The sequence below is a fragment of the Microbacterium sp. HA-8 genome (assembly GCF_046111165.1).
In the GTDB taxonomy this organism is placed as follows: Bacteria; Actinomycetota; Actinomycetes; order Actinomycetales; family Microbacteriaceae; genus Microbacterium.
On the sequence record NZ_CP162025.1, the window covers coordinates 2,714,223 to 2,735,300 of the forward strand.

A 21,078-nucleotide genomic window follows, 5' to 3' on the forward strand; every position below is an offset into this window, starting at 1 on the left:
GCCCGATGAGCCTTGCGCGGGCGCCTATCGGGCATGCCGGGCGATGCATAGACTGGCGCGGTGGGTGTTTCCGGGGCCGTCGAACAGGGTGGCGCGGTGCGGAGCCTGAGCGCACGCGTCGCGCGTCGCGCGTCGGCCGTGCTCCTGACCGCCGCGGTGCTGTGGTCCGGCGCCGGCGCCGCCTCGGCCACCGATCCGATCGACCTCGGCACCGGGTACGTGACCGACGAGTCCGGGGTCATGAGCGCGAGCGATCGGACGGCGGCCGACGATCGCCTGCAGCGGCTCTACGAGAACACGGGCGTCGATCTGTACGCCGCGATCGTCCCCGCTTTCACCGACCCCGCCGACAGCCAGCAGTGGGCCGATGAGGTCGCCGCACGCAACGGCCTGGGCCCCACGCAGTACCTCGTCGCGATCGCCACCGACTCTCGGCAGTACTACATCTCTGCGGATTCGTCGGGTCCCCTCTCCGAGGAGGACCTGCTCGCGATCGAGCAGGAGATGCGCCCGGCGCTCGGCGAGGACGACTGGGGCGGCGTGATCGTCGCCGCCGCGGACGGATTCGACGAACGACTGGGCGAGGGCACGAGCGGCGGCGGCGCGGGAGGCTGGTTCACCGGCATCCTGTGGGTGATCGTCATCGCCCTCGCGATCGGATTCGCCATCTGGCTGTTCGTGCGTTCGCGGCGCAAGAAGGCCGTCGCGGGGCCGAGCCCCGGCATCCCGGGTGCTCCCTCCAGCGCGCCGCAGGCGAGCATCGAAGAGCTGACCCGTCAGGCCGCGTCCGCCCTCGTCCAGACCGACGACGCCGTCAAGACGAGTGAGGAGGAGCTGGGCTTCGCGCGCGCGCAGTTCGGCGACGAGGCGACCGCGGACTTCGTGACCGCGGTTCAGGAGGCCAAGTCGGCCCTCGCCGAAGCCTTCTCGCTCAAGCAGCAGCTCGACGACGAGGTGCCCGATCAGGCGGAGCAGACCCGAGCCTGGACCGAACGCATCCTCGCGCTCTGCTCCGCAGCGAACGAGATGCTCGACGCCAAGGCCGAGGCGTTCGACGAGCTCCGTCGCCTCGAGCAGAACGCGCCCGAGGCACTCGCGCGCGTGCAGGTCGATCGCGCACGCGTCGCCGACGCGCTCGGCGACGCCGACATGACGCTCGCCCGCCTCGCCCAGACCTACTCCCCCGACGCACTCGCGACCGTCGCCGACAACCCCGCGCAGGCGCGCACCCGCCTCGAGTTCGCCGACCAGCGGCTGGCCGAAGCGCAGAGTGATCTCGGCGCCGGCCGCGGCGGCGAGGCGGCCGTGGGCATCCGCGCCGCCGAAGACGCCGTCGCCCAGGCGGACCGACTCGAGCACGCGATCGACTCGCTCGCCGCCGACATGGTCGAGGGCGAGCGGCAGGCGGCCGCTCTGATCGCCGACATCGAGAGCGACATCGCCGCGGCGGGCGCTCTCCCCGACGAGAACGGGCACATCGCCGGAACGATCGCGGCCGCGCGCGCACGTCTCGACGACGCGCGCGGCATGCTCGGCGAGCCCCCTCGTCATCCGCTCGCGGCTCTGCAGAGCCTGCAGACGGCGAACGACCAGATCGACGCCGTCATCGCGGGTGTGCGCGACGCCCAGGCCCAGGCCCAGCGCGCGAGGCAGATACTCGACCAGGCCCTCCTGCAGGCGCAGGCCCAGGTCACGGCGGCGGAGGACTACATCACGTCGCGACGCGGCGCGGTCGGCGCCGAGGCTCGCACACGGCTCGCCGAGGCCGGCGCGACCCTCGTCCGCGCACAGCAGCTGCCCCCGAGCGAGGCCGCGCAGGCGCTCGGGCAGGCCCAGCGCGCCCAGCAGCTCGCCGCCGGCGCCATCCAGCTCGCCCAGGCCGATGTGGGCGCGTTCGAGACGACGTCGCAGGGCTCGTCCGGCGGTGGCGGCATGATGGGCGCCGTCCTCGGCGGCATCGTCCTCAATTCCCTCCTCGGCGGCGGGGGCGGTCGCTCCGGCGGCGGCTTCGGAGGATTGCTCGGCGGCGGCGCGCGCGGAGGGGGCGGCCGCGGGGGCGGATTCCGTCCGGGCAGCTTCGGCGGCGGCGGCACCCGGGGTCGCCGCGGAGGCGGCCGCTTCTGACCTGAGCGCCGACCGGCCGGACGTGCACGGCGCATCAACCCACGACATCCACAGAAAGGCACACATGATGGCAAAACAATCCATCTTCGGACGCATCTCGACCCTCGTGCGGGCGAACATCAACGCGATGATCGACCAGGCCGAGGATCCGCAGAAGATGCTCGACCAGCTCGTGCGGGACTACACCAACAACATCGCCGACGCCGAAGCCGCGATCGCCGAGACCATCGGCAACCTGCGCCTGCTCGAGCGCGACCACCAGGAAGACATCCAGGCCGCCGGCGAGTGGGGCAACAAGGCCATCGCCGCCAGCCGCAAGGCCGACGAGCTGCGGCAGGCGGGCAACACCGCCGACGCCGACAAGTTCGACAACCTCGCCAAGATCGCTCTGCAGCGCCAGATCGGCGAGGAGAACGACGCCAAGGCCGCCGCTCCCCAGATCGCCGCCCAGACCGAGGTCGTCGAAAAGCTCAAAGACGGCCTCAACGGCATGAAGCAGAAGCTCGAGCAGCTCAAGGCCAAGCGCAGCGAGCTGCTGGCGCGTGCCAAGGTCGCCGAGGCGCAGAACAAGGTGCACGATGCCGTGAAGTCGGTCAACGTGCTGGACCCCACGAGCGAGCTCGGTCGCTTCGAAGACAAGATCCGCCGTCAGGAAGCCCTCGCGGCGGGCAAGGCGGAGCTGGCCGCGTCGAGCATCGACGCACAGTTCGAGAGCCTCGAGGACGTCGGCGAGCTCACCGAGGTCGAGGCGCGCCTGGCCGCGCTGAAGTCGGGCGGCGCCCCCGCCCCCGCCGCGATCACGGGCGGAACGACCTCCTGACGAGGTTCTCCCCGATGCCCCGGCGCGGCCCTGTGCCGCCCGGGGCATCGCCGATCGAAGGAGTCCGATGACCAGATTCGTCGTCGTGCCGCAGTGGCAGGGGTCGGCGGCGTCGCGCGCCATGCGGCTCATCGACGGCGCACACGCGGTCGCCGGCGATCTGCCGCGCGCCGCGACGACCATCGTCGACGTTCCCCTCGAGGCCGGCGAGGAGCTCGGCACCGGGGTGCGCCGGTGGGGCTCGCTGCGACGCTCGATCCGGGCCCAGCTCGAGGCCGGGCGCGCCCCGGCCGGCGAGCGCACCGTCAGCATCGGCGGCGACGCGGGCGTCGCGGCGACGGCCGCGCGTGCGGCGGTGACCGATACCGCGCACACCGGCTCGGAACGGATCGTCGTGGTGTGGTTCGCTGCGCACCCGGGCCTGCACGACACGTCGTCTGCTCCCGGAGGTGCCTACGAGAGCATGGCGGCCCGCGCGGTGATCGACGACGTCGTGCCGCAGGATCTCCCCGGCGCCGATCTGCCTGCGTCGCAGCTCATCCTCGCCGGCGCGCGCGCGATCGATCCGCACGAACTCGACGTCGCGTCGCGGCTCGGTGTCGCCGTCCAGCAGGACGTCGATCCCGACGCACTCGGCGCGGCGGTGGTCGCACTGGCGCCCTCGGCCGTCTTCGTGCACGTCGCCCTGGACGTGCTCGATCCCGCCGTGATCACCGGCATCCCCGCCCCCGAGCCCTTCGGGGTGGATGTCGCGACACTGACTCGAGCGATCGCCGCTGTCGGCGCGGCGGCGCCGCTGGTCGGCGGCGCACTCACGGGGTTCGCGCCGGCCTCTCCTGAGGCGGCCGTGGACGATCTGGGCGCGATCCTGCGCATCGTGGGTGCGCTCGCATGAGCCCGCTGACCCCGCCGCCGGGGTGGCGCGAGGCCGCCGACCGTGCCGTGCGCCGGGGCACTCGCATCGACCGACTGATCCCCACGGTGCTGCTGGATTCTCCGATCAGCCGAGCGGGGTATGTGTACGGCACGACGATCGGCTGGATCTGGGGATCGCTGTGGAGCACGGGGCGGGTGGAGCGCCGCGGAGGCCTCTGGGTGTTCCGTGGGCTGCCCGCGTGGGCGTTTCCCCGCGGCGGCGTCTGCGTCGGCGGCTGCTTCCTCACGGGTACCGCGCCCGTCACGCCGAGCCTCCTGCGCCACGAGGCCGTACACGCCCGGCAATGGCGCCGGTACGGTTTCCTGATGCCCCTGCTCTATACGGTGGCGGGGCGCAACCCCCTGAAGAACCGCTTCGAGATCGAGGCGGGGCTGGAGGACGGGCGCTATCTGCGCCGCGGCGTCAGCGGGCGGTGAGCAGCCCGAAGCGCTCGGGAGTGTGGATCGTCTCGCGCGCGACGTTGCGGCGCTCGACGAGGTGGTCGACGATGTCGGCCGTGCCGAGGAACCCGCCCAGCAGGAAGACGCGGGTCTGATCGCCCTCGTCGCACATCATCTCGTCGGCCCAGGCGGTCACGGCGCGCGCGAGTGCGGCACCCGCGGGGCACAGGCGGCCGGTACCGGGTTCTCCGGACCGGGCCGAACGATCGAGCCAGGCCACCGTCATGCGGGCGGGCGCCGAGATGCGCCCGATGAACGACGCATCCGGAACCTCGACGAACACGCGACCCGTCGAGCACAGCGGCAGTGTGGCCAGCAGTGCCTCGAGATCGGCCAGCGAGTTCTCGTCGGCGGTGATCAGGTGCGAGACGCGCGAGTGCCGCGGTGCGCGGCAGGCGGCGTCGTTGTGTGCGATCTCGTTCGACATGGCACCCTCAGTATACCCAAGGCAAGGCACACCTAACCTCACTCGCCGACATCTGCCGTCACGACGACGGCGCCACCAGCACCCGCCGAAGCTCCGCGATCTCGTCGTCGGCCAGTCCGTGCGCGCGCAGGAACTCCACGGGCGCGCCGTAGCGCTCCGTCAGCTCAGACATGAGCGCGGACATGACCGGGGCCGGCGACCGCGTGGCGAGCTCCTCGATCCGCGTGGCGTCGGGATGGACCGAACGGATCCGGCGCACCACCTCGCGGTTGCGCGCCTCGGGGAGCATCCGTTCCGTGCGGGCGTAGTCGGCGACCACCGCATCGAGATCGACGCCGGCGGCCAGCAGGGTCAGCGCGACGGTCACCCCCGTGCGATCCTTGCCCACCGTGCAGTGCACGAGCACCGGCTGCACGCCGATCACGCCGCGCACCACATCGACCACGCGGTCGGCCGAGTCGTCGATCATCGAGCGATACAGCTCGTCGAGTCCCACATCACGCTGGAAGAACGACCCGACCGAACCGTGGAACAGCGGGACGCGGATCGTTTCGGGGCCCTCTCCGACGATGCTCGGCGCCCGCACGACCTCCTCGTCGTCGCGCAGGTCGATGATCCGTCGCAGCGCGAGCCCGCGCAGCGCTTCGAGCCCCCGCTCATCGACCGTCGCGAGGTTGCCCGAGCGGAACAGCATCCCCTGCCGGGTCACCCCGCTGCCCGCGGGCAACCCCCCGGTGTCGCGGAAGTTCAGCGCGCCCGAGATCAGCGTGAGGTCACTCACGAATCCTGTTCCTCCCGCGGCGGGACCGGATAGCGACCTGCGATCGCGACACGGTTGAAGGCGTTGATCGACACGCTCAGCCAGCTGATCGCTGTGTACTCCTTCTCGGTCAGCACAGCGCCGACACGGTCGTAGACGTCGTCGGAGACTCCCCCGTCGTGGATGAAGGTGAAGGCCTCGGCAAGCTCCAGCGCGGCGCGCTCCCGCTCGGAGAAGACACCGGACTCGCGCCAGACGGGCAGCTGCGAGATGTCGTCGACGCCGACACCTGCGGTGAGACCGCGGTCGACGTGGATGCGCACGCAGAACGCGCAGCCGTTGAGCTGGGAGACGTGCAGCAGGACGAGCTCGCGCAGCCGGGCATCGATGCCGTTGCTCCGTGCGATCGCGCCGACGGCCTTGGAGAAGGCGTCGAGGGCGCGGTAGGCCTCGGGCTCGGAGCGGGAGAGGTGCACGCGCGACTCGCTCATACGCCCACCCTAACGACGCGCGGCGCACGCGGGCCCGGACGATTGGCGCAGACCGGGCGACGCGGTTCACAATGCCGGTGGGGGCCCACGCAGGCGACCGCACACCGAGCGAAGGATGCCGAGATGACCTATGCCCCGGACGAGTTCTCGTTCCTGGCCGAACAGGCCCGCGACGCGGGCGTCGAGGGTTCCCTTCCCCGCGTCCGCCGTCTCACGACGGAGGCGGCGGGGCGCGGCGCGATCAGCGCCCTCGCGTGGGGCGACGCTCCCCCGGCCATCACGCTGCTGCACGGCGCGGGCCTGAACGCCCACACCTGGGACGTGACGGTTCTCGCATCCGGGATGCCGGCACTCGCGATCGACCTGCCCGGGCACGGGGACTCGGCCTGGCGCGCCGACGCCGACTACCGTGCGCGCGTCATCGCCCCCGATGTCGCGGCGGCCATCGAGACATGGACCGAGGGGCCGCAGCTGCTCGTCGGCCACTCCCTCGGCGGCCTGACCGCCGCAGCGGTCGCGGCCCTGCGCCCCGACCTCGTGTCGCGTCTCGTGATCATCGACATCACCCCGGGCATCGATCCCGCCGCCGGACCCTCGCAGATCCGGCGGTTCTTCGCCGGGCCGACCGATTTCGCCTCCCGCGACGACCTCGTCGAGCGCGCGCTCGCCTTCGGTCTCGGCGGGTCGCGTCGCGCCGCCGAACGCGGGGTGTTCCTCAACTCCCGCGTCCGCCCCGACGGGCGGGTCGAATGGAAGCATCACTTCGCCCATCTCGCAGCAGCTGCCCTCGCGGTGCCGTCCGGGGCGGCAGTGCAGGCACCGGCGCCCGCACTGTCCGAGGGTGGCTGGGACGACCTGGCCGCCACCACCGCGCCCGTGACCCTCCTCCGCGGCGAACGCGGGTACGTCACACCCGAGGACGCCCGCGAGTTCGCGCGGCGTGTGCCGACGGCATCCATCGAGACGCTGCCCGCCGGCCACAATGTGCAGGAGGAGATGCCCGGCGCGCTGGGGGCGAGGATCCGCACCCTCGCGACGGCGTAGGGAAGACGCGCGATCGATATCGCGTTGAGTGGCAGGGGTGACGCGACCCGCCGCCCGCCGCCGCATAGGCTGGATGATCGCAGCCGTTCGCACACGCACGGACGCGGATCTTCACACAGCAGTCGGATGCCGCGGCCTCTCCGAAAGGAACCCCCATGCTCCGCCGTCCCGCACTCCTGGGCGTCGCCGGCCTCGCCGCGCTCGCCCTGGCCCTCGTTTCGTGCACGGCCGGCGAGACCGACCCCACCCCCACGGCCACGGGGGCGCCCGACACGGACGCGTCGGTGATCGTGCGTCTCGTGCTCGAGCCGAGCAACCTCGACATCCGCACCACCTCCGGCGCGGCGCTCGATCAGATCCTCATCGACAACGTCTATCAGGGTCTCGTCTCGCGAACGCCCGACCAGCAGATCGTGCCGACGCTTGCGAGCGACTACACCGTGTCGGATGACGGCCTGACCTACACCTTCACGGTGCGAGAGGGCGTGACCTTCCACGACGGCCAGCCGCTCACCCCGCAGGATGTCGTCACCTCGATCCAGGCGGTGCGGGACGACCCCGAATTCGTCGACTCCTCGCGCCTGGCGAAGGTGAGCGCCATCACCGCGAACGGCCAGGATGTCGTCCTCACCCTGTCCGAGCCCGACTCCCGGCTGCTGTGGACCCTCTCCGGGCGCGCGGGTCTCGTCTTCAAGGAGGGCGACACGACTGAGCGTGCGACGGACGCGAACGGCACGGGACCGTTCCTCCTGACCAGCTGGCGCCAGGGCGACAGCATCACCTTCGTGCGCAACGACGCATACTGGGGCGACCCCGCGGCCTCCGCCGAGGTCGTGTTCGACTACATCCCCGACCCCACGGCGGCCCTGAACGCGGCCCTTGCGGGCGAGGTCGACGTACTCACCGGTTTCGATGCGACCCTCGCCGACCAGGTGGAGGCGAACGGCGACTTCGCCCTCGTGACGGGACAGTCGACCGACAAGGGCACGCTGGCGATGAACAGCCGCCAGGCGCCGCTCGATGACATCCGCGTGCGCGAGGCGATCCGCCGCGCCATCGACCACGACGCGATCATCGAGGCGCTCGGGGCCGGGCAGACCATGTACGGCCCGATCCCCGAGCTCGACCCCGGATACGAGGATCTCTCCGACCTCGTGCCCTACGACCCCGAGGGTGCGCGCGAGCTGCTCGCCGAAGCCGGCGCCGAGGACCTCGAGCTGACCCTCACGATCCCCTCGTTCTACACCACCACGATCCCGCAGATCCTGATCTCGCAGCTCGGCGACGTGGGCATCGAGCTGGAGGTCGACTCGGTCGAGTTCGCCGCATGGCTGCAGGATGTCTACACCAATCAGGACTACGACCTCAGTTTCGTGCTCCACACGGAGTCGCGCGACTTCGAGAACTGGGCCGATCCGGACTACTACTTCACCTACGACAACGCCGAGGTGCAGGAGCTGTACGCGCAGTCCCTCGTCGCCGTCGACGAGGAGGAGGCGGCCGAGCTGCTGGCCGAGGCCGCGCGCATCGTCTCGGAGGACATGGCCGCGGACTGGCTCTACAACGGCGCGTCCGTGCTCGCGGTGGGCTCGGACGTCGTCGGCATGCCGTCGGTGAACGTCAACGAGCGCCTGAACGTCGCGGGGCTCGGCAAGCTCAGCGACTGACGTGATCCGTTACGCCGCGACCCGCACGGCCCTCCTGATCGTGGGGCTTCTGGTCGCGAGCGTGCTGATCTTCGTGACACTGCGCGTGCTGCCCGGCGATGTCGCCCAGATGATCGCGGGCACGCAGGGCACCCCCGAACAGGTCGCCGCCATCCGCGTGCGGCTGGGTCTGGATCGCCCTCTCGTGGTGCAGTACCTCGACTGGATCGGCGGAGTTCTGCGGGGCGACCTCGGCACCTCGTTCCTCACCGGGTCATCGGTGGCCGATGAGCTGTGGCAGAAGGCGCAGGTGACGGTGCCGCTGGGACTGCTGGCGCTGCTGATCGCGATGCTGATCGCGCTGCCGCTCGGTGTGCTCGCGGCCATGCGGCGCGGCCGGGCCGGCGCGACCGGACTGAGCGTCGGGGCCCAGACACTCGCTGCCGTGCCGGTCGTCTGGGCCGGGATGCTGGGTGTCGTCGTCTTCGCGGTGTGGCTGGGCTGGCTCCCGGCCCAGGGATTTCCGCGGGCGGGATGGGATGATCCCGCCGCCGCCGTGCGCGCGCTGGTGCTCCCCGCGCTCACGATCGGCGTCATCGAGGGGGCGATGCTCATGCGATTCGTGCGCAGCGCGACGCTGCAGGCCGTCGGCCAGGATTACGTGCGCACCGCCGCGGCGAAGGGCCTCACCCGAGATCAAGCGCTCGTCCGGCACGGGCTGCCGAACGTCGCACTCTCGGTGATCACCGTCCTCGCGCTTCAGGTGGCCGGCATCATCGTGGGCTCGGTCGTCATCGAGCAGCTCTTCGCGCTGCCGGGGATCGGACGCATGCTGGTGACGGATGTCGGGGCCCGCGACCTCGAGAAGGTCCAGGGAGAGCTGCTGGTGCTGACCGGCTTCGTCCTGGTGCTCGGGTTCGTCGTCGATCTCGTGCACCGTGCACTGGACCCGCGACTGCGGGAGGCGGCATGAGAGCGCGGTGGCTGTCGCGCCTGTGGAATCTGTCGACGGGTCGGTTCGGGCTGCTCGTGGTGGCCGCCATCGGTCTCACCGCCCTCGTCTCGCTGATCTGGACTCCCTTCGACCCGCAGCGGGTGGACATCGCCGCGCGCTGGTCCGCGCCGGGGTGGCCGCACCTGCTCGGAACCGACAACACCGGCCGCGACATCCTCAGCATGCTCATGGCGGGCGCCCGCACCACCGTCGCGGTCGCCGCGGGTGCGGGCGCCGTCGCCACGCTCGTGGGCCTCGCCCTCGCCGCGGCCGGCGCGCTGGCCGCGCGCTGGGTGCGCGAATCGGTCGCCGTGCTCGTGGACATCCTGATCGCCTTTCCCGTGCTGCTGATCGCGATGATGATCTCGTCGGTGTGGGGCGGGTCGCTCTGGGTCGTCGTGTGGGCGGTGGGTATCGGGTTCGGGGTCAACATCGCCCGCGTCACGCGCCCGGAGCTGCGCCGCGTCCTGCACAGCGACTTCGTGCTCGCGGGACGCGCGGCCGGCCTCACGCCGTCGCAGAATCTCCTCCGTCATCTGCTGCCGAACGTCGCGCCGGTCTTCATCGTGCAGCTGTCGTGGTCGATGGCCGTCGCCGTGCTGGCCGAGGCGGGGCTGTCCTACCTCGGGTTCGGTGCGTCCGTCACCGAACCGTCGTGGGGGCGACTGCTGGCAGACCTGCAGAGCTACATCCAGGTCTACCCGCTCTCGGTGCTCACGCCCGGCCTCGTGATCACGGTGACCGTGCTCGGCCTGAACCTGTTGGGCGACGCCGTTCGCGAGGCGACCGACCCGACCCTCCGGGACGCCCGCGGAGCCGCGCGAGAGGCGCGCGCACACACCCCGGCGGTGGTCTCGTGAGCCTGGAGGTGCGCGACCTGAGTGTCGACGTCGCCGGGCGACGGGTCGTCGACGGCGTCTCCTTCGACGTACCCGACGGCGCACGCGTGGGTCTGATCGGCGAGTCGGGGTCGGGGAAGTCCCTGACCGCGCTGGCGATCCTGGGCCTGCTGCCGGAAGGCGCCACCGCATCGGGCAGCGTGCGCTGGGATGGACGCGAGCTGATCGGGCTGTCCGAGCGCGAACTCGCGGCGATACGCGGCGACCAGATCGGAATCGTGTTCCAGGAGCCCCGCACCGCGCTGAATCCCATTCGCCCGGTGGGTCGTCAGATCGCGGAGTCGATCCGCATCCACGAACGGGTCTCACGCCGTACCGCGAACGATCGGGCCCTCGCGCAGGCCCGGCGGGTGAGCCTTCCCGGCCCCGAGTACATCGTCTCGCGCTATCCCCACCAGCTCTCCGGCGGCCAGCGCCAACGCGTCGCCATCGCCATGGCGCTCGCCTGCCGGCCTCGGCTGCTCATCGCCGATGAGCCGACGACGGCGCTCGATGTCACCATCCAGGCCGACGTGCTCGACCTGCTCACGCAACTCGTGCGCGACGACCGGATGTCGCTGGTCTTCATCACCCACGATCTCGCCGTCCTCGCCCGGATCGCGACGCACGGCGTCGTGCTCGAGCACGGACGGGTCGCCGAGGACGCCCCCGTCGCCGACCTGCTCTCGCGACCGGTCTCCCCCGTGACGCAGGGACTTCTGCGTGACGCGACGGCGACGCTCTGGCGGTCGGCCGATCGCCGGGACGGCGGTGCACCGTGAGTTCCGGCATCCTGCTCCAGGCGCGGGGCCTGACGCGCGTGCACACGCTGCCCCGAGACTCGCTCATCGGGCGGCGACGCACGGCGACCGCCCTGGTCGACGCGGATGTCGATGTGCGCGAGGGCGAGGCGGTCGGCGTGATCGGCGAGTCCGGGTCGGGCAAGTCCACGCTGGTGCGGCTGGCGCTCGCCCTGGACCTGCCGACGTCGGGAACCGTGTCCTTCGACGGGCGCCCCGTCGACGCCCGGGCCTCCGCTCGGTCGCTGCATTGGCTGCGCCGGCAGACGGGGATCGTGTTCCAGGACCCGTACGCCTCGCTGGACCCCCGGATGAGCGTGGGACGCATCGTCGGCGAGCCGCTGTGGGCCCTGGACATCGAGGGCGACCGCCGAGCGCGCGTGCGCGAGGTGCTCGATCAGGTCGGGCTCGAGCCGTCGATGGCGGAACGCTTTCCGCACGAGTTCTCCGGGGGCCAGCGTCAGCGCATCGCAATCGCGCGTGCGATCGTGCACCGCCCACGCCTGCTGGTGGGCGACGAACCGCTCTCCGCCCTCGATGTGACGGTCCGCGCCCAGATCCTCGAGCTGCTGCGCGAGCTGCGGCGGCGGACGGGGATGGCGCTGCTGATGGTGTCGCACGACATCGGCGTCGTGCAGAATCTCTGCGACACCGTCGTCGTGATGAAGGACGGCCGCATCGTCGAGGAGGGGCCCACCGAACGCGTGCTGCTGGAGCCGCAGGTGGCGTACACCAGACGCCTGCTGGATTCGATCCCCACCATCGATCCCGCCTCGCCGCTCGACTGAGGGCGGCCGCGCCGCCACGGTCGATGTCGGGTACCCGCCGTACCCTCGACCCATGACCACGCCGCCGCTCGCTCCTGTGTCCGCCCCCCGCCGCGGCATCGTGCCGCCCTACCTGCTCGCCCGCATCGCAGACCAGGCGCCGGAGCGATTCGCGGTCGCCCGCCACGCCGCGCGCCAGACGCTGGCGCACGATCCCGTGCTGCGCACGCGACGGACGGCGATGGAGCTCACGGTCGATGGTGAGGGGGCGCTCGTCGCGCAGGTGCGCGACGCGCCCGACCGGGTCATCAGCGACGCCCAGCGCCTCGAGGTGCTGCCGGGGGTGACCGTGCGCACCGAAGACACCGGCCCCGTCGACGACATCGCCGTCAACCAGGCGTTCGAGGGCCTCGGCGCCACCTTCGACATGCTTCTCGACGCGTTCGAGCGGGTCTCCATCGACGGGCGCGGCGCGACCCTGCGCGCAACCGTGCACTACGGACGCGACTACGACAACGCGTTCTGGGACGGCGGGCGCATGGTCTTCGGCGACGGGGACGGGGAGGTGTTCACGGGTTTCACCGGATCCGTCTCGGTGATCGGACACGAGCTCGCCCACGGTGTCATCCAGCACACCGCCGACCTCGTGTACCGCGACCAGCCGGGCGCACTGAACGAATCGATCGCCGACGTGCTGGGCGCCCTGACCGAACAGCATCTGCGGGGTCAGAGCGCCGCCGACGCGAGCTGGCTCATCGGCGCGGGCATCTTCACACCAGAGGTCGAGGGCGTGGCGCTGCGCTCCATGCGCGCACCCGGCACGGCGTACGACGACGACATCCTGGGCCGCGATCCGCAGCCCGCCCACATGCGGGACTTCGTCGTCACCGACGACGACAACGGCGGCGTGCACATCAATTCCGGCATCCCCAACCGCGCCTTCGTCGTGACGGCGTTGACACTCGACGAGCCGGCCTGGCAGCGGGCCGGGCGGGTCTGGTACCACGCGCTCACGGGAGGCCTGGCGGCCACCGCCGATTTCGAGACCTTCGCCCGCGCCACCCTGTCCGCCGCCGTCGCGGAGTACGGTGAGAATTCGGAGGTGGCCGAGGCGGTCCGGGCGGGCTGGATCGACGTCGGCCTGTGGGATGGACGAGATCTCGTCTGATCAGGAGGCCGCCGAGGCGGCATCCGTCTCGGTTCGCGTGGCGCGCAGCGGCGGGATGGCGGGAGTCCCGCGCGTGTGGCGCGCCGATGCCACCGGGCCCGACGCCCGGTTCTGGACGGCGCTGATCGATCGCTGCGCGTGGGACGAGCAGCCCGCCGACGTCGCGACCCGCGGCGCGGACCGCTTCGTGTGGGCGATTCGCGCCCGCTGCGGGGAGACCGAGCGGACGACGAGCCTGCCGGACGGGGACGTGCGGGGGCCGTGGCGCGACCTCGTCGACGAGGTGCGCGCCCGCGGCACCGCAGGCCGCGAGTGATCAGCGGCGGAACAGGCCGCGCTTCTTGACCGGCTTCAACGACTTCTGCAGGTAGACCGTGCCGAGCCATCGGCCGAACTTGAACCCCACCCTGCCCATCCGGCCCACCTCGACGAACCCGAGCCGCTCGTGCAGCGCGATGGACGCGTCCGCTCCTCTGTCGCTGATGACGGCGACCATCTCGCGGATGCCCTGCTGCTCGCACGCGGCGATCAGCGCCTCGAGCAGCGCGCGGCCGAGGCCCTTGCCCGTCGCCGCGTGCCCGAGGTAGATGGAGTTCTCGACGGTGTAGCGGAATGCGGACTTGCCCGCCCACGGCGCGACGAGGGCGTATCCGAGGATCTGACCGCTGGGGCTCTCGGCGACGAGGAAGGGGAGCCCGAGCGACGTCAGATGATCGAACTTCTCGCGCCACTTCTTGAGCGACCAGCGCTTCTCGTCGAACGTGACGACCGAGTTGGTGACGTAGTAGTTGTAGATCTCGCGGATGTCGGGAATGTCGCGCACCTCGGCGGGGCGGATCTCGAAGGTGAACGGCCGTTCCGGCTCGGGCGGACGGCGCAGGTGACGGGGAAGCCGGCGGGGCTTGTCGTATTCCTCCTCGAGCATGGCCTACAGCCTACGCGGGCACCCGCCAGTCGACCGGTGCGGATCCCTGGTTCTCGAGCAGCTCGTTCACGCGCGAGAACGGACGTGAGCCGAAGAATCCACGCGAGGCGGACAGCGGCGACGGATGCGGCGACTCGACGATCGGCACCGCGCCCAGCATCGGCCGCAGGCCGGCCGCGTCCCGCCCCCACAGGACCGCCACGAGCGGACGCTCGCGCCCGGCGAGCGCCCGGATCGCGTGCTCGGTGACCGCTTCCCACCCCCAGCCTCGGTGCGAGGCAGGGGCCCCCGGGGCGACGGTCAGCACGCGGTTCAGCAGCAGCACCCCTTGATCGGACCACGCCGAGAGGTCGCCGTGCGGTGCGGGCGGGATGCCGAGGTCGTCCTCCAGCTCCCGGTAGATGTTCCCCAGGCTCCGGGGCAGCGGTCGGACATGGCGATCGACGGCGAACGAGAGACCGATCGGGTGACCGGGTGTCGGATAAGGGTCCTGTCCGACGATGAGCACACGCACGTCGTCGAACGGGCGGGCGAAGGCACGGAGCACTCGATCGCCGGAGGGCAGATAACCCCGCCCGCTCGCGGTCTCGACGCGCAGGCGCTCGCCCAGCGCCGCGATCTGCGGGCCGACCGGCGCGAGTTCCCGCGCCCAGCCGGAGTCGATCAGTCCCGCGCCAGCGAGATCCGCGAGCGTGCGCGCCATCGGCTCGCGCGCCTCAGGCCGCATCCTCTTCAAGCACAGAACCCTGCCACGACCAGGGGAAGTCGATCCACAGGGGGGTGTCCTTCCACGCGTAGTCGGGAACGGCGATGGTGCCGGGTTTGGTGTAGATCGTCGCCGAGCGCACGATCGCCCCCTGATCGGCCAGCAGCTTCACGGCGAGGGCGAGCGTGCGTCCGCTGTCGGCGACGTCGTCCACGAGCAGCACCCGCTTGCCACCCAGATACGTCATGTCCAGTTCCGGCGGCAACAGCTCGGGCGCGTCGAGAACCGTGCCGATGCCGGTGTAGAACTCGACGTTCAGCGCGCCGCAGTTCTTGATGCCGAGCCCGTAGGCGATCGCCCCCGCCGGCAGCAGCCCGCCGCGCGCGATCGCGACCACGACCTCGGGCACGAATGCGTCGGCGACGATCTCCCGCGCCAGATCTCGACACGCCTCGCCGAACCCGTCCCACGTGAGCGTCTCGCGCTCGCCCCTCGCCTCAGCCATCGCCGTGCTCCTTCCGGCCGGCCGCGCCGGCGCCCTCACCTGCCGCAGCGCCGTGCCCCGGCATCCCGTTCATTCGCTCGCGCCGCGCACCCGCAGCGGACCGCGGGCCAGCACATGCTGGGCGGACTGGGCGACGGGGCGCATCGTGACGAGGTCGAGGTTGACGTGCCCGGGCGCGCCGAGCGCGTACGCGATCACATCGGCGACGTCTTCGGCGACGAGCGGGGCCTCGACGCCCTCGTAGACCCGATCGGCGGCGGCGCTGTCTCCGGCCAGACGATTGAGGGTGAACTCGGGCGTCTGCACCATGCCGGGCGCGATCTCGACGACGCGGATCGGCTCGCCGCTCAGTTCGAGACGCAGCGCGCGCACGAGCATGGACTCGCCCGCCTTCGCGGCGTTGTAGCCCGCACCGCCCGGGTAGGCCACCTGCGCCGCCGTCGAGGTCACGAAAAGCGTGTCGGCATGGCCGTCTGCGGCGGCCGCGGCGCGCAACTGCGGCATGAGAGCGGCGACAAGGCGCTGGGCGGAGAGCACATTCACCTCGAACATCCACGTCCAGTCCTCGGCGAGACCGTCCTCGACGCGATCGGTGCCGCGGGCGCCGCCCGCCACGTGCACGAGCGCGTGCACCGGTCCGGAATCGGCGAGCCACGCGGCGAGCGCGTCGATGTCGGCCTGCGCGGTCAGATCGGCGGCGAACACCCCGGCACCCGTCTCGGCCTCGAGAGCTGCGAGGCGGTCCGCCCGGCGGGCCACGCCCACAACATCCCACCCGGCGCCGCGCAGTGCGCGTACCGTCGCCTCACCGATTCCCGAGCTCGCTCCCGTCACGACCGCACGTCTGTTCGCCATGCCTCCACGCTAACGCTCGCCCGAGCCCCGACACGACGCGGGGCGGGGCCGCGTCGACCTGCAGGTTACGTAACATGACCGATCCGTTGTTGACAGCATCCGGCGACCGTACTCTCGCCTGAGGCCCGGCAACCGCCACGTGGCCGAGAACCACCGACCAGGAGGACGACAATGTCCGCACCCGAGAACTGGCGTTTCGAGACCAAGCAGGTCCACTCCGGCGCCCAGCCCGACCCGACCACCAAGGCGCGCGCGACGCCGATCTACCAGACGACGTCGTACGTGTTCGACAACACCGACCATGCCGCGAACCTCTTCGCGCTGGCGGAGTTCGGCAACATCTACACGCGCATCATGAACCCGACCCAGGATGTCGTCGAGCAGCGCATCGCCGCGCTCGAGGGCGGCACCGGGGCGCTGCTGGTGGCGAGCGGCCAGGCCGCCGAGACCTTCGCCGTGCTCAACATCGCGCAGGCCGGCGACCACATCGTCTCGTCGAGCTCGATCTACGGCGGCACCTACAACCTCTTCAAGTACACCCTCGCCAAGCTCGGCATCGAGACGACGTTCGTCGAGAACCAGGACGACGCGGCCGAGTGGCAGGCGGCGGTCCGGCCGAACACCAAGCTGTTCTTCGCCGAGACGATCGGCAACCCCAAGATCAACATCCTCGACATCGCCAAGGTCGCGGGAGTCGCCCACGAGAACGGCCTGCCGCTGATCGTCGACAACACGATCGCGACCCCCTACCTGATCAAGCCCTTCGAGCACGGCGCCGACATCGTCATCCATTCGGCGACGAAGTTCCTGGGCGGACACGGCACGGTCATCGGCGGCGTCATCGTCGACGGCGGCCGGTTCGGGTGGTCGCAGAACGTCGAGAAGTTCCCCGGTCTCACCGAGCCCGACCCCTCGTACCACGGTGCGAGCTACACGACCGCGGTGGGCGACGCCCTCGCCTACGTGATCAAGGCGCGCGTGCAGCTGCTGCGCGACCTCGGCGCGTCGATCTCGCCGCAGAGCGCGTGGCTGCTCATCCAGGGCATCGAGACCCTCTCGCTGCGCATCGAACGGCACGTGCAGAACGCGCAGGAGATCGCGGAGTGGCTCGAGAACCAGGACGATGTCGCCTCGGTGAACTACTCGGGCCTTCCCACCTCGCCGTGGTACGCCGCAGCCAACACCTACGCGCCCAAGGGCGTCGGTGCGGTTCTCTCGTTCGAGCTCAAGGGCGGTGTGGAGGCGGGTCGTGAGTTCGTCAATTCGCTCACGCTGTTCAGCCACCTCGCCAACATCGGCGACGTGCGCTCGCTCGTGATCCACCCGGCATCGACGACGCACTCGCAGCTGACGCCCGAGCAGCAGCTGACGACGGGCGTGACGCCCGGGCTCGTGCGCCTGTCGGTCGGCATCGAGAACGTCGATGACCTCAAGGCCGATCTCGAGCAGGCCCTCGCGGCCGCGCGACGCGTCGCCGAGGCCGCGCGCGCCTGAGAATCCGTGTGCCGCACGCCCGGACACCCGGGCGTGCGGCACAACATTCCGGAGATCCGCGGCGGCGCCTGCACCACTGCCGCGGGATCACGAGTGTCGCCCACCCCGCGCGCACAATGCCTCCGGAATGTTGGCCCACTCGGGCCCCGCACCCGGCGCCGCACGGCGCCCGGGCACGACATCCCGCCCTGGCCCGTCGCCCGCACGATGCCCCGCGTTGGGGCGTCAGAACGACGTTGGGGCGCGCTGCTCCGCGCCCCAACGTCGTTCTGACGCCCCAACGCTGCGGGAGCGGGCGCGTAACGTGGGCGCCGCCCGCTGACCGACGCGGCAGAATGGCCTGATGGACTGGCAGACCTCCGAAGACACGGCGCCCGCGTCGCCCGTGACGGAGGCCGACGCACGCCTGCTGCGCGCCCGCCCGCCCGCCACCGGCGCCTGGCGCGACGGCGACCCGGCGGGCGACCGGCGCTTCGCGGCCTTCGGGTCGTTCCGCGCCGAGGGCGGCGAGGAACTGCCGGGCTTCCGACTCGCGTTCGAGACCTGGGGCGAGCTCTCCCCCACCCGCGACAATGCCGTCCTCGTGCTCCATGCGCTCACCGGCGACAGCCACGTGCGCGGCGAAGCGGCCCCCGGCCACCCCACGGACGGCTGGTGGTCCGACATCGTCGGCCCGGGCGCCCCGATCGACACCGATCGCTGGTTCGTGGTCGCGCCGAACATGCTGGGTGGATGCCAGGGCTCGACCGGTCCCGCAAGCATCGCTCCCGACGGCTACGAATGGGCCTCGCGGTTTCCGTACCTCACGATCCGCGACCAGGTCGCCGCACAGGTGCGCCTCGCGGACGCCCTCGGGATCGACGTGTGGGCGGCCGTCGTCGGCGGATCCATGGGCGGCATGCACGCGCTGGAGTGGGGCGCCGGCCATGCCGAGCGGGTCACGCGCTTGGCGGTGCTCGCCGCTCCCCCCATCAACACCGCCGACCAGATCGCGCTGAACTCCGTGCAGCTCGAGGCGATCGCCATCGACCCGCGATTCCAGCGCGGCGAGTACTACGACTCCGCCGACGGCGACGGTCCCCATCGCGGACTCGCGCTCGCCCGCCGCATGGCGCTGTTGAACTACCGCAGCCCCACCGAGTTGAACCAGCGTTTCCAGCGCTCCTGGCAGTCGGGAGTGAGCCCGCTCGGCCACGGCGGCCGGTTCGCCGTCGAGTCCTACCTGGACTTCCACGGCAACCGGTTCACGCGCCGTTTCGACGCCAACAGTTACATCACGCTCGTCGAGGCGATGAACTCGCACGACGTGGGGCGCGACCGCGGCGGCGTCGAAGAGGCGCTGCGCGCGGTCACCGCCCGCACACTCGTGCTCGGGATCGACAGCGACCGGCTCTTTCCGGTCGAGGGTCAGCACCGCATCGCACGCAGCATCCCCGACACCCTCGACGGCGACCGCGCGACCGTGATCACGAGCGACTTCGGCCACGACGGCTTTCTCATCGAGACGGATGCCGTCAGCCGGCACCTGCGTCGACTCTTGGACGCCTGAGCCCGGCGCCGTCCCGCCCCGGCGTAGCCCGCCGCGCCCCCGGCGCCCGCCCCGCCCCGCCCGCCCCGCCCCGAGGTGGCGAGCCACGGTCAGAGCGTGCGCATCGGTCCGGTTGCGGAGAGCTCGCGTCGCTCGACGACCTCCGGGGAATCCGACACGGACGACGACGCCAGCGCGAGCGCGTCCGCGCGTCGCTCGAGCCCGAAGCTCAGGACGGCGACGCCGAACCCAGCCACCGCGAGCGCGACGCCCACCCAGGCGGGCATCACGAAGCCCCATCCGGCGGCGATGACCAGTCCGCCGAGGAAGGCCCCCATGCTGTTGCCGATGTTCAGGGCCGAATGGTTGAGGGCCGCGGCAATGGACTGGTTGTCGCCCGCGACATCCATCAGGCGGGTCTGGATCACGGGGCTCGTCAGCGACGACGCCGCTCCGACCAGGAAGACGAAGAGCACGAGCGGCACGATCCAGGCCGCAGTCAGGGCGAGCAGAGATTGCACGACCGCGAGCGCGATGAGTCCGCCGAGCAGCGTGCGCCGCAGGTCGCGGTCGGCGAAGTACCCGCCGAGCAGGTTGCCGAGCGTCATGCCCAGTCCCATCACGACGAGCACGAGCGGCACCGTCCACTCGGGGCTTCCCGAGACCTCGGTCACCAGCGGCGCGATGTAGCTGTAGACCGCGAAGAAGCCGCCGAATCCGATCGCACCGATCGCGAGGGCGAGCCACACCTGACCGATGCGGAAGACCCGCAGCTCGCCGCGGAAGGTGCGGCTGGGGTCACCCGCGTGGCGCGGGGTGAAGACGGCGAGCATGACCGCCGCGAGCGCGAAGATCGCGGCGACGACGGCGAACGCCGCCCTCCAGCCGGCAACCTGCCCGAGGAAGGTGCCGAGGGGCACGCCCACGACGTTCGCGACGGTGAGGCCGGTCAGGACGAAGGCCACGCCCTTCGCCCGTTTTCCGGGCCCGAGCACGTCCGCGGCGATGAGGGCACCCATGCCGAAGAACGCCCCGTGCGGCAGACCTGCCAGCAGGCGCGAGAGGGCGACGAGCTCGAAGGTGGGCGCCACGACGGTCAGCGTGGTGAACAGCGACAGCGCAGCCGCCAGACCGAGGATCACGAGGTGCCTCGGGTAGCGCGCCGCGAGACCCGAGATCGTGGGGGCCCCGATGACGACGCCGAGCGCATACAGGGTGATGAGCCAGCCCGCGTCGGCGATGGCCCGGTCGGGCGAGATCGCCCAGACGTCGGGCAGCAGGTCCTGTGCGATGTCGGGCAGCAGGCCCATGACGGTGAACTCGGTCATGCCGATGCCGAAACTGCCGACGGCGAGCGAGAGGAGCGCCCACGCCGCCGCCCCCCGCGTGCGAGAAGTGGGGGTCACAGGGGCGAGTCTAACGCACCGATCGAATCGATTCGACGAGGGATGCCGGAGGTCAGGGCGTGTCGTCGATGGCGCGCTCGAGGCGCTCGATCTTGCCGTCGAGCTCACCCGTGAAACCCGGGCGGATGTCTGCTTTGAGAACGAGCGAGACACGGGATCCGAAGGGCAGCACCGCCTCGGTGGCCGCACGGACGACGTCGAACACCTCGTCCCATTCCCCCTCCACCTCGGTGAACATCGACGTCGTGCGGTGGGGCAGGCCGGAGTCGCGGACGACCCGCACCGCGGCGGCGACCGCGTCGTGCACGGATCCGTCGGCACGACCGGTGCCGCTGGGGGCGACGCTGAAGGCGATGAGCATGA

The 21,078-nt window shown here is 71.4% G+C and carries 23 protein-coding genes; 14 read left to right on the top strand and 9 right to left on the bottom strand.

Going from position 1 to position 21,078, the window contains the following annotated elements:
* Window positions 1–60: 60 nt before the first annotated feature.
* The 4 genes from AB2L57_RS12960 to AB2L57_RS12975 all read left to right on the top strand — a co-directional run bounded on the left by AB2L57_RS12960 (window position 61) and on the right by AB2L57_RS12975 (window position 4,297).
* Window positions 61–2,124, top strand: coding sequence for a TPM domain-containing protein (locus AB2L57_RS12960; protein WP_409047271.1), 2,064 nt, complete (start codon window positions 61–63; stop codon window positions 2,122–2,124).
* Window positions 2,125–2,191: 67 nt separating this feature from the next.
* Window positions 2,192–2,944: a PspA/IM30 family protein gene (locus tag AB2L57_RS12965; protein WP_292810399.1), complete on the top strand. Its 753-nt coding sequence runs from the start codon at window positions 2,192–2,194 to the stop codon at window positions 2,942–2,944.
* A gap of 67 nt (window positions 2,945–3,011) precedes the next feature.
* Window positions 3,012–3,839 (top strand): arginase family protein, encoded by an 828-nt coding sequence (locus AB2L57_RS12970; protein ID WP_409047272.1) that lies wholly within the window; start codon window positions 3,012–3,014, stop codon window positions 3,837–3,839.
* The gene (locus AB2L57_RS12975) at window positions 3,836–4,297 is read left to right on the top strand and encodes a Fe-S oxidoreductase (protein WP_409047273.1); all 462 of its coding nucleotides are present in this window, start codon (window positions 3,836–3,838) and stop codon (window positions 4,295–4,297) included. The genes AB2L57_RS12970 and AB2L57_RS12975 overlap by 4 nt, the downstream gene beginning before the upstream one ends.
* On the opposite strand, the gene AB2L57_RS12980 is transcribed toward AB2L57_RS12975, so the two are convergent.
* The 3 genes from AB2L57_RS12980 to AB2L57_RS12990 are packed head-to-tail and all read right to left on the bottom strand — an operon-like array spanning window position 4,284 to window position 5,999.
* Window positions 4,284–4,748, bottom strand: coding sequence for an SIP domain-containing protein (locus AB2L57_RS12980; protein WP_292810393.1), 465 nt, complete (start codon window positions 4,746–4,748; stop codon window positions 4,284–4,286). The two genes, AB2L57_RS12975 and AB2L57_RS12980, sit on opposite strands and share 14 nt — an antisense overlap.
* A 58-nt stretch (window positions 4,749–4,806) precedes the next feature.
* Entirely contained in the window at window positions 4,807–5,529 is a 723-nt protein-coding gene (locus AB2L57_RS12985; protein WP_409047274.1) for a tyrosine-protein phosphatase, read from the bottom strand.
* The gene (locus AB2L57_RS12990; protein ID WP_292810389.1) at window positions 5,526–5,999 is read right to left on the bottom strand and encodes a carboxymuconolactone decarboxylase family protein; all 474 of its coding nucleotides are present in this window, start codon (window positions 5,997–5,999) and stop codon (window positions 5,526–5,528) included. The genes AB2L57_RS12985 and AB2L57_RS12990 overlap by 4 nt, the downstream gene beginning before the upstream one ends.
* 123 nt (window positions 6,000–6,122) lie before the next feature.
* Between AB2L57_RS12990 and AB2L57_RS12995 the strand changes: the two genes are divergently transcribed.
* From AB2L57_RS12995 to AB2L57_RS13030, 8 genes are all read left to right on the top strand, one after another.
* Window positions 6,123–7,043 (top strand): alpha/beta fold hydrolase, encoded by a 921-nt coding sequence (locus AB2L57_RS12995; protein WP_409047275.1) that lies wholly within the window; start codon window positions 6,123–6,125, stop codon window positions 7,041–7,043.
* Window positions 7,044–7,198: 155 nt separating this feature from the next.
* Window positions 7,199–8,710, top strand: a complete 1,512-nt coding sequence (locus AB2L57_RS13000) for an ABC transporter substrate-binding protein (protein WP_292810385.1) — start codon at window positions 7,199–7,201, stop codon at window positions 8,708–8,710.
* Between the two features lies 1 nt (window position 8,711).
* Window positions 8,712–9,662, top strand: coding sequence for an ABC transporter permease (locus AB2L57_RS13005; protein ID WP_292810382.1), 951 nt, complete (start codon window positions 8,712–8,714; stop codon window positions 9,660–9,662).
* Window positions 9,659–10,543 carry an ABC transporter permease gene (locus tag AB2L57_RS13010; RefSeq protein WP_292810380.1) on the top strand — a complete coding sequence of 295 codons (885 nt, stop codon included), beginning with the start codon at window positions 9,659–9,661 and terminating at the stop codon, window positions 10,541–10,543. Before AB2L57_RS13005 ends, AB2L57_RS13010 begins: the two co-directional genes overlap by 4 nt.
* Window positions 10,540–11,343, top strand: a complete 804-nt coding sequence (locus AB2L57_RS13015) for an ABC transporter ATP-binding protein (RefSeq protein ID WP_409047276.1) — start codon at window positions 10,540–10,542, stop codon at window positions 11,341–11,343. The genes AB2L57_RS13010 and AB2L57_RS13015 overlap by 4 nt, the downstream gene beginning before the upstream one ends.
* Window positions 11,340–12,149, top strand: a complete 810-nt coding sequence (locus AB2L57_RS13020) for an ABC transporter ATP-binding protein (protein WP_292810376.1) — start codon at window positions 11,340–11,342, stop codon at window positions 12,147–12,149. Before AB2L57_RS13015 ends, AB2L57_RS13020 begins: the two co-directional genes overlap by 4 nt.
* Window positions 12,150–12,201: 52 nt before the next feature.
* On the top strand, window positions 12,202–13,296 hold the full coding sequence (locus tag AB2L57_RS13025) for a M4 family metallopeptidase (protein ID WP_292810374.1): 1,095 nt from the start codon (window positions 12,202–12,204) through the stop codon (window positions 13,294–13,296).
* Window positions 13,277–13,612 carry a protealysin inhibitor emfourin gene (locus AB2L57_RS13030; RefSeq protein ID WP_292810372.1) on the top strand — a complete coding sequence of 112 codons (336 nt, stop codon included), beginning with the start codon at window positions 13,277–13,279 and terminating at the stop codon, window positions 13,610–13,612. Before AB2L57_RS13025 ends, AB2L57_RS13030 begins: the two co-directional genes overlap by 20 nt.
* Here AB2L57_RS13030 and AB2L57_RS13035 read toward each other — a convergent pair whose 3' ends face one another.
* The 4 genes from AB2L57_RS13035 to AB2L57_RS13050 all read right to left on the bottom strand — a co-directional run bounded on the left by AB2L57_RS13035 (window position 13,613) and on the right by AB2L57_RS13050 (window position 16,287).
* Complete coding sequence (locus tag AB2L57_RS13035) at window positions 13,613–14,221, bottom strand: GNAT family N-acetyltransferase (protein WP_292810370.1); 609 nt, start codon at window positions 14,219–14,221, stop codon at window positions 13,613–13,615.
* A gap of 10 nt (window positions 14,222–14,231) precedes the next feature.
* Window positions 14,232–14,924 carry a uracil-DNA glycosylase gene (locus tag AB2L57_RS13040; protein WP_292810368.1) on the bottom strand — a complete coding sequence of 231 codons (693 nt, stop codon included), beginning with the start codon at window positions 14,922–14,924 and terminating at the stop codon, window positions 14,232–14,234.
* A 13-nt stretch (window positions 14,925–14,937) separates the two neighbouring features.
* Window positions 14,938–15,432, bottom strand: coding sequence for a phosphoribosyltransferase (locus tag AB2L57_RS13045; protein ID WP_292810366.1), 495 nt, complete (start codon window positions 15,430–15,432; stop codon window positions 14,938–14,940).
* Between the two features lie 69 nt (window positions 15,433–15,501).
* Entirely contained in the window at window positions 15,502–16,287 is a 786-nt protein-coding gene (locus tag AB2L57_RS13050) for an SDR family oxidoreductase (protein ID WP_292810364.1), read from the bottom strand.
* 171 nt (window positions 16,288–16,458) lie between these two features.
* Here AB2L57_RS13050 and AB2L57_RS13055 point away from each other — a divergent pair, with 171 nt between their 5' ends.
* Both AB2L57_RS13055 and AB2L57_RS13060 read left to right on the top strand, forming a co-directional pair.
* Entirely contained in the window at window positions 16,459–17,781 is a 1,323-nt protein-coding gene (locus AB2L57_RS13055; protein WP_292810362.1) for a bifunctional o-acetylhomoserine/o-acetylserine sulfhydrylase, read from the top strand.
* Window positions 17,782–18,124: 343 nt separating this feature from the next.
* On the top strand, window positions 18,125–19,330 hold the full coding sequence (locus AB2L57_RS13060; protein WP_292810359.1) for a homoserine O-acetyltransferase: 1,206 nt from the start codon (window positions 18,125–18,127) through the stop codon (window positions 19,328–19,330).
* An 89-nt stretch (window positions 19,331–19,419) separates the two neighbouring features.
* Here the strand turns inward: AB2L57_RS13060 and AB2L57_RS13065 are convergent, their stop codons facing one another.
* Together AB2L57_RS13065 and AB2L57_RS13070 are read right to left on the bottom strand one after the other, a co-directional pair.
* Entirely contained in the window at window positions 19,420–20,715 is a 1,296-nt protein-coding gene (locus AB2L57_RS13065; RefSeq protein ID WP_409047277.1) for an MFS transporter, read from the bottom strand.
* A 52-nt stretch (window positions 20,716–20,767) separates the two neighbouring features.
* The gene (locus AB2L57_RS13070; protein WP_292810358.1) at window positions 20,768–21,076 is read right to left on the bottom strand and encodes a thiamine-binding protein; all 309 of its coding nucleotides are present in this window, start codon (window positions 21,074–21,076) and stop codon (window positions 20,768–20,770) included.
* Window positions 21,077–21,078: the final 2 nt, after the last annotated feature.

Coding starts and splice junctions, on each gene's coding strand:
- AB2L57_RS12965 (WP_292810399.1), top strand. CDS start 2,192: ATGGCAAAACAATCCATCTTCGGACGCATCTCGACCCTCGTGCGGGCG.
- AB2L57_RS12970 (WP_409047272.1), top strand. CDS start 3,012: ATGACCAGATTCGTCGTCGTGCCGCAGTGGCAGGGGTCGGCGGCGTCG.
- AB2L57_RS12975 (WP_409047273.1), top strand. CDS start 3,836: ATGAGCCCGCTGACCCCGCCGCCGGGGTGGCGCGAGGCCGCCGACCGT.
- AB2L57_RS12980 (WP_292810393.1), bottom strand. CDS start 4,748: ATGTCGAACGAGATCGCACACAACGACGCCGCCTGCCGCGCACCGCGG.
- AB2L57_RS12990 (WP_292810389.1), bottom strand. CDS start 5,999: ATGAGCGAGTCGCGCGTGCACCTCTCCCGCTCCGAGCCCGAGGCCTAC.
- AB2L57_RS12995 (WP_409047275.1), top strand. CDS start 6,123: ATGACCTATGCCCCGGACGAGTTCTCGTTCCTGGCCGAACAGGCCCGC.
- AB2L57_RS13000 (WP_292810385.1), top strand. CDS start 7,199: ATGCTCCGCCGTCCCGCACTCCTGGGCGTCGCCGGCCTCGCCGCGCTC.
- AB2L57_RS13010 (WP_292810380.1), top strand. CDS start 9,659: ATGAGAGCGCGGTGGCTGTCGCGCCTGTGGAATCTGTCGACGGGTCGG.
- AB2L57_RS13025 (WP_292810374.1), top strand. CDS start 12,202: ATGACCACGCCGCCGCTCGCTCCTGTGTCCGCCCCCCGCCGCGGCATC.
- AB2L57_RS13030 (WP_292810372.1), top strand. CDS start 13,277: ATGGACGAGATCTCGTCTGATCAGGAGGCCGCCGAGGCGGCATCCGTC.
- AB2L57_RS13035 (WP_292810370.1), bottom strand. CDS start 14,221: ATGCTCGAGGAGGAATACGACAAGCCCCGCCGGCTTCCCCGTCACCTG.
- AB2L57_RS13040 (WP_292810368.1), bottom strand. CDS start 14,924: ATGGCGCGCACGCTCGCGGATCTCGCTGGCGCGGGACTGATCGACTCC.
- AB2L57_RS13045 (WP_292810366.1), bottom strand. CDS start 15,432: ATGGCTGAGGCGAGGGGCGAGCGCGAGACGCTCACGTGGGACGGGTTC.
- AB2L57_RS13050 (WP_292810364.1), bottom strand. CDS start 16,287: ATGGCGAACAGACGTGCGGTCGTGACGGGAGCGAGCTCGGGAATCGGT.
- AB2L57_RS13055 (WP_292810362.1), top strand. CDS start 16,459: ATGTCCGCACCCGAGAACTGGCGTTTCGAGACCAAGCAGGTCCACTCC.
- AB2L57_RS13060 (WP_292810359.1), top strand. CDS start 18,125: ATGGACTGGCAGACCTCCGAAGACACGGCGCCCGCGTCGCCCGTGACG.
- AB2L57_RS13070 (WP_292810358.1), bottom strand. CDS start 21,076: ATGCTCATCGCCTTCAGCGTCGCCCCCAGCGGCACCGGTCGTGCCGAC.